The organism is Nonomuraea sp. NPDC049486 (assembly GCF_040676925.1).
Taxonomy (GTDB): Bacteria; Actinomycetota; Actinomycetes; order Streptosporangiales; family Streptosporangiaceae; genus Nonomuraea; species Nonomuraea ferruginea.
Genome location: NZ_JBFAPV010000007.1, coordinates 108,129 through 114,335 on the forward strand (window position 1 = coordinate 108,129; position 6,207 = coordinate 114,335).

Here is a 6,207-nt window from a genome sequence, read left to right on the forward strand (position 1 = left end):
CGCGTCTCAGAGGCGGTCCAGCGGGTTGGCGGCGATCCGGTCGAGCACGCCGCCGCGCAGGAAGGCCCCCGCGATGCTCGACGGCTTGCGCCGCCCCTGCTCGGCGATGCACCCGGCGAACTCCTGGGCCAGGTCCAGCCTCGGATGGCGGCGCAGCACCTCCTCGCGCACGCCCGGCGGGATGTCGTCGGTGCGTCGGCCTGAGATGTCCATGCCGGTCGACAGCTCCAGCAGGTGACCCTCCGGGTCGCTGTCCACCGGCACCTCGTCCCACATGTGGCGGACGATCACCTCGGCGGCGCGCACCCGCCGCTCCTCGGGCCATCCGGCGCCCGCCGTGACCGCCCAGGCCAGATGGCCGCCCGCCTCCTCGAACGGCACCGCGTGACTGTCGAACTCCGGCGTCAGGCCCATGTCGTGCAGCATCGCGGACACGTACAGGAGTTCGGCGTCGAACGCGATGCCGTTCGCCTGCCCGTAGGCGGCGGCGAACAGGTAGGCCCTGATCGAGTGGTTCATCAGGGAAGGCGTGTGGTACTTGGCGGCGATCTCGCGGGCGGCGTGGCACACGGGGGTGTCGGGAAGCACGATGTCGTCATATCTCATGAGATCAGCATGGCCGACCCGGATGGGGAGCGCATCGGGCGGCTAACGATCGCGCACCCGACTTGACCTTGTTATCCGGATTCGGCCAGCATGTTTCACCCTCACCTCTTTGGCCCGAAAGGAATCGGCGTGCGCCGCCTCGCGATCCCTCTTGCTCTCACGCTCGTCCTCGGCGCTGCTGGGAGCCCGGCGCAGGCGGACACCCCCGTCAAGCGCACCGCCGAGTGCCAGGGTGACTGGTTGCCCGGCACGCCGACGGCCGCGGACGTGATGCAGGGCGAGATCTCCCTGGTCGGCCTGCCCGCCTACAAGCTGGGCAAGAAGATCGACTGGAACGCGAGCCCGTACCGGAACCGCTCGTGGGAGTACGTCTACCACTCGCTGCGCTGGATGGGCACCCTCGTCGTCGAGTACGAGAACACCGGCGAGAAGCGCTACCTGGACCGCGCCAAGGAGATCACCAAGGACTGGGTGGCCCGCAACAAGCACGGCGCCCGGGGCACCAAGTCCTACGTGTGGACCGACCACCCGGTCTCGCTGCGCACCCAGCCGCTCGTCTGCCTGAGCAGGCACGTGAACGAGAGCTGGCTGAAGGAGAGCCTGACCGTCCACGCCAGGCTGCTGTCCAACCCCCGGCTCTACAAGAAGGGCCACAACCACGGCATCGATCAGGACATCGCGCTCATGGCCATCGGCTGCCGCTACAACCGCAAGGACTGGTCCGACCTGGCCTCCAGGCGGCTGACCGGCACCGTGAAGCTGGACGTCGACTCCCAGGGCGCGCTGATGGAGCAGGCCCCCCGCTACGCCGTCTACGTGTACGGGCGACTCCAGGTCGCGATGACGAACATGCGCGCGTGCGGCCGCAAGGTGCCCGGCGAGATCGGCAAGCGGGCCGAGGCGCTGAAGGACTTCATCGCCCATTCCACCCAGCCGAACGGCTTCATGGTGCCCATCGGCGACGGCAGCGCCGAGACCGAGCCCAAGATGGAGACGGGCACGCCGAAGGAGAAGGTCCGCACCTACCGGGCCGGTTACGCCTACGGCCGCACCGACTGGGACAAGCGCGACTCGGCGTACTACTCGATCAGGTACGGCCCCGGCATGAAGTACCACGGCCACGAGGACCACCTGGGCGTCACCTATTACGCCCAGGGCCGCGACGTGCTCGTCGACGCCGGCTTCCACTCCTACGAGAAGACCTCGTACCGCTACTGGACGCTCTCCCCCGAGGCGCACAACGTGCCGACCGTGGTGGGCCAGCGGTTCCGGCCGCGCACCGCCAGCAAGCTCGTCAAGACCAGCTACGGCAAGGACCGCCAGTCGTTCAGGCTGTCCGACCAGGCCTACGGCGTCACCCGCACCCGGTCCGTGTTCGTCAACCACGGCGAGGACGTGATGGCGGTGCACGACACGGCGTCCGGCGGCAAGAAGATCCGCAACCTGTGGCGGTTCGACGACGAGCTGAAGCTGATCTCGAACAAGGGAGGCCGGGTCGTGCTCGGCGACGGCTCGTTCAAGGTCACGCTGGTGCAGCTCTCCTCCTGCCGGCCGGTGGGCGGGCAGAAGGTGGAGCGGGGCGGCAGGCTCGGCTGGATGTCGCCGACCTACCTGTCCAAGCAGCGCACCAACGTCGTGGTCTCGCCCGCGGCGAAGGAGCTGCTGACGATCGTGGTGCCCGGCACCGACGACCCGAAGGTGTCCTGCACGGGCGGGAAGGTCAAGGTCAACGGCGTGACCTTCCCGGCGAAGGTGCTCTGACCGCTCCGCCGGCGCATCGCGGAACCGAACCTTCCGCATTGATCCGTACGGTCGCTCCCATGACCTTCCTCATCACCGGAGCCACCGGGTCCGTCGGCCGGCACGTCGTCGACGAGCTGCTCAGGATGGGAGCGCCCGTGCGGGCGCTCACCCGCGACCCCGCCGGGGTCGGCCTGCCCGCGGGCGTGCAGGTCGTCCGCGGCGACCTCGCGCGCCCCGAGACGCTCGTCCCCGCGCTGCGCGGGGTGACCGGCGTGCACCTCATCGACGTCGGCGGGCCCGACTACGCGCCGCAGCCGCACGGCAAGGAGGTTGTGGAGCTCGTCCGCGAGGCCGGGGTGCGCAAGGTCACCCTGCTCAGCGGGTGGTCCACCGGCACCCTGGAGGCCGCGGTGACCGGCAGCGACCTCGACTGGACGTACGTGCAGCCGACCGAGTTCATGGTCAACGCCATGGCCTGGGCCGATTCGGTGCGGGCGGCAGGCGTGGTCGAGGAGCCGTTCGGGGCCACGAAGACGGCGATGGTCCACGAGGCCGACATCGGCGCGGTGATCGCGACCGTGCTCACCGGCGACGGGCACGCCGGCCACTCCTACGGGCTCACCGGGCCGGAGCTGCTGGACATGCCCGCCAAGGTGCGCATCCTGGGCGAGGCCATCGGACGCGAGATCGCGTACGTGGAGCTCGGCGTGGCGGAGATGTGCGAACGCTACCGGGCGCGGGGCGTGCCGGAGGAGCTGATCGCCTTCCAGGTCGAGGCGTTCGACGTGCCCGACGGCGTCTACCAGGTCACCGACACCGTCCAGGCGGTCACCGGCCGCCCGCCGCGCACGTTCGCGCAGTGGGCGGCCGAGCACGCCGAGGCGTTCCTGTGAGGCCCTAGATCAGGCCGCGCCGCTCCAGCAGCGGGCCGATGCCCGGCTCGCGGCCGCGGAAGGCGCGGAAGGACGCCAGCGGGTCGACGCTGCCGCCCCGCGACAGCAACTCCCGCCGGAAGTGGTCGCCGTTCGCCCGCTTGAGCCCGCCGTTCTCCTTGAACCACTCCACGCTCTCGGCGTCCAGCACCTCGCTCCAGATGTAGGAGTAGTAGCCGGCGCTGTAGCCGCCCGAGAAGATGTGCATGAAGTAGCTGGTCCGGTAGCGCGGCGGGACGGGCGGGAAGGCGATCCCGGCGGCCTCCAGCGCCGCCTGCTCGAACGCCTCGGCGTCGGTGACCTCCTGGCCCGGCGCCAGCCTGTGCCAGGCCCAGTCGAGCAGCGTGGCCGCGAGATACTCGACCGTCCTGAAGCCCTGGTTGAACCTCTCCGCCGCCTTCAGCTTCTCCACCAGCTCGGCCGGCATCGGCTCGCCGGTCTCGTGGTGGCGGGCGTAGCTGGCCAGGATCTCCGGCCAGGTCACCCACATCTCGTTGACCTGCGACGGATACTCCACGAAGTCGCGCGGCACGCTCGTGCCGGACACCCGGGGGAAGCGCACCGCGCTGAACAGCCCGTGCAGCGCGTGCCCGAACTCGTGGAAGGCCGTGTTCACCTCGTCGTACGACAGCAGCGTCGGCCCCTCGGTCGGCTTGGTGATGTTGAGGTTGTTCATCACCACCGGCTTCTCGCCGAACAGGAACGACTGGTCGACCAGGTTGTTCATCCACGCCCCGCCGCGCTTGCCCGGTCTGGCGTACGGGTCGAGCAGGAACAGGCCGAGGGCGGAGCCGTCCTCGTCGAACACCTCGAAGACCCGCACGTCCTCGTGGTAGCCCGACAGGTCGGGCCGCTCGGTGAACGTCACCCCGTAGAGCCGCGTCGCCGCCTCGAACACCCCGTCGCGGAAGACCCGGCCCAGCTCGAAGTAGGGGCGCATGGCGTCGGCGTCGAAGTCGTAGCGGGCCCGCCGCACCTTCTCCGCGTAGTAGGACCAGTCCCACGGCTCGATCGGGAACCCGGCCTGCCCGGCCAGCGCCTCGGCCTCCGCCTTGGCGTTGCGCACGGCCGGGCCGACGAGCTGGCCCAGCATCTCCTCGACCGCCGCCACGGTCTTGGCCGTCTGGTCGGCGACCACGTACGAGGCGTGGTCGGGGAAGCCGAGCAGCGCGGCGCGCTCGGCGCGCAGGGTGGCCATGCGGACGGCGAGCCCGAAGTTGACCGGCGCGCGGCCGACGCTCAGCTCGAACAGCCTCCTGCGCACGTCGCGGTCGGTGAGCTGGGCCAGGGCGGGCTGGTTGGTGATGTTGAGCAGCGGCAGCACGTAGCGGCCGTCCTTCTCCAGCGACCTGATCGCGGCCTCGTCCAGCCCGTCGAGCTCCGCGGCGTCGTCGACCACCAGCGCCGACTCGGTCGACGCCTTCAGCAGGTTCTGCGAGAACTCGGTCGACAGCCTGGACAGCTCCTCGTTGAGCCCGCGCAGCCGCTCCTGCTCGGGCTCGGTCAGGTCGGCGCCGGCCCTGATGAAGTCCTCGCGGTACTTCTCCAGCAGCCACGCCTGCTCGGGGTCGTCCGTCGTCACCCGCTTGATGCGGGCCCACAGCGCCCGGTTGAGCCGGATCGCGTCACTGTGGCGGGTCAGCTCGGGGGAGACGCGCTTCTCGATCTCCATGAGGGTGTCGGAGGTGTTGGACGCGGCCACGCTGAAGAACACCGTGGCCGTGCGGTCGAGGATCCGGCCGGAGCGCTCCAGAGCGGCGATCGTGTTGTCGAACGTGGGCGGCTCGTCGCTGCCGGCGATCGCCTCCACCTCGGCCAGGTGCTCGGCCATCCCCCGCTCGAACGCGGGCAGGTAGTGCTCCTCGCGGATCTCGTCGAAGGGCGGCAGCCGGTAGGGCAGGCTGCTCGGGGCGAAGAACGGGTTCTCGGCCAACTCTGGGGCTCCTCCACGTGGGGTTCGTCCCCCTCAGCTTGGCACGCCTCCAAGGGAGTGGCGGATTCGTTTTGGCCTTACCCCCTCGGCTGGGCTATTCTTTCGGACATCGCCGAGCGCGCTCCGAAGGAGCTCGTGAGCGGTGGGGTATGGTGTAATTGGCAGCACGACTGATTCTGGTTCAGTTAGTCTAGGTTCGAGTCCTGGTACCCCAGCACGTGACGGATGTCTGATAAGGCATCCGTTTTCTTGTTTTATGGAAGAGTTTCGGATCCGGCACCGGGCTTTCGGCGCCTTCGTCGCCCCCTTCGTGCTCCCGCTCCTGCTGTTCCTCCCCGTCACCACCGCTCTGGGCGGCATCCTCACCGGCGACGGGGGCCTGGGCCTGCTCATCGGGATCATCGCCACCGCCGCGCTCACCGGCGTGCTGGTGTCCAGATACCGCCGCATGGTCCGCGGCACCGTCGTCCGCTTCTCCGCCGAAGGCGTCGAGATGGCCGACACGTACGGCTTCCTGCTCCGGCTGCCGTGGGCCGGCATCGAGCGCGTCGACGTGGTCGAGAGCCGCATGGCCAGCCCGCGCCGCGTCGGCCGGCCCGGGGGCGTCCAGGTGCGCGCCGGGGCCATGCGGAGCGTCGGCCTGGTCGGCTGGGGCGAGCGCGAGGTGCCGCTACGCGTCCCCGGCTGGATGCGCGCCCATCTGGCCCGGGTGCCGGTCGACCCGGACACCGGCCTGCAGTGGCTCGGCATCCCCCTGGGAGTCGTGGACCCGGCCTGGGAGAACGGGCGGATGGGGGAGTGGGTGCGCCACCACAGGCCCGATCTGCTGGCCTCATAGTGGTTTGGAGTGCTCCTCGGGGTGCGGTAGAGTTACGTCCGTTGCCGGGGAGGTCCCCGGCACACCGCTTGCGGACAGGGTCCCGTCGTCTAGTGGCCCAGGACGCCGCCCTCTCAAGGCGGTAGCGCCGGTTCGAATCCGGTCGGGACTACCAC

Annotated in this window: 5 protein-coding genes and 2 tRNA genes; 5 read left to right on the forward strand and 2 right to left on the reverse strand. The window is 70.0% G+C overall.

The features are described from left to right. Nucleotides 1–6: 6 nt before the first annotated feature. Complete coding sequence (locus AB0K05_RS21390) at nucleotides 7–606, reverse strand: HD domain-containing protein (protein ID WP_148029498.1); 600 nt, start codon at nucleotides 604–606, stop codon at nucleotides 7–9. A 129-nt stretch (nucleotides 607–735) separates the two neighbouring features. Here AB0K05_RS21390 and AB0K05_RS21395 point away from each other — a divergent pair, with 129 nt between their 5' ends. Further along, nucleotides 736–2,367, forward strand: coding sequence for a heparinase II/III family protein (locus tag AB0K05_RS21395; RefSeq protein WP_364231046.1), 1,632 nt, complete (start codon nucleotides 736–738; stop codon nucleotides 2,365–2,367). A gap of 59 nt (nucleotides 2,368–2,426) precedes the next feature. After that, on the forward strand, nucleotides 2,427–3,242 hold the full coding sequence (locus AB0K05_RS21400) for an NAD(P)H-binding protein (protein ID WP_364231049.1): 816 nt from the start codon (nucleotides 2,427–2,429) through the stop codon (nucleotides 3,240–3,242). Nucleotides 3,243–3,246: 4 nt separating this feature from the next. On the opposite strand, the gene AB0K05_RS21405 is transcribed toward AB0K05_RS21400, so the two are convergent. After that, nucleotides 3,247–5,214, reverse strand: a complete 1,968-nt coding sequence (locus tag AB0K05_RS21405) for a M3 family metallopeptidase (RefSeq protein WP_364231052.1) — start codon at nucleotides 5,212–5,214, stop codon at nucleotides 3,247–3,249. A 143-nt stretch (nucleotides 5,215–5,357) separates the two neighbouring features. On the opposite strand from AB0K05_RS21405, the gene AB0K05_RS21410 reads away from it, so the two are divergent. The 3 genes from AB0K05_RS21410 to AB0K05_RS21420 all read left to right on the forward strand — a co-directional run bounded on the left by AB0K05_RS21410 (nucleotide 5,358) and on the right by AB0K05_RS21420 (nucleotide 6,206). Further along, nucleotides 5,358–5,429 (forward strand) — tRNA-Gln (locus tag AB0K05_RS21410). 41 nt (nucleotides 5,430–5,470) lie between these two features. Then, the gene (locus tag AB0K05_RS21415; protein WP_271277439.1) at nucleotides 5,471–6,052 is read left to right on the forward strand and encodes a hypothetical protein; all 582 of its coding nucleotides are present in this window, start codon (nucleotides 5,471–5,473) and stop codon (nucleotides 6,050–6,052) included. A gap of 78 nt (nucleotides 6,053–6,130) precedes the next feature. Beyond that, a tRNA-Glu gene (locus AB0K05_RS21420) sits at nucleotides 6,131–6,206 on the forward strand. Nucleotide 6,207: the final 1 nt, after the last annotated feature.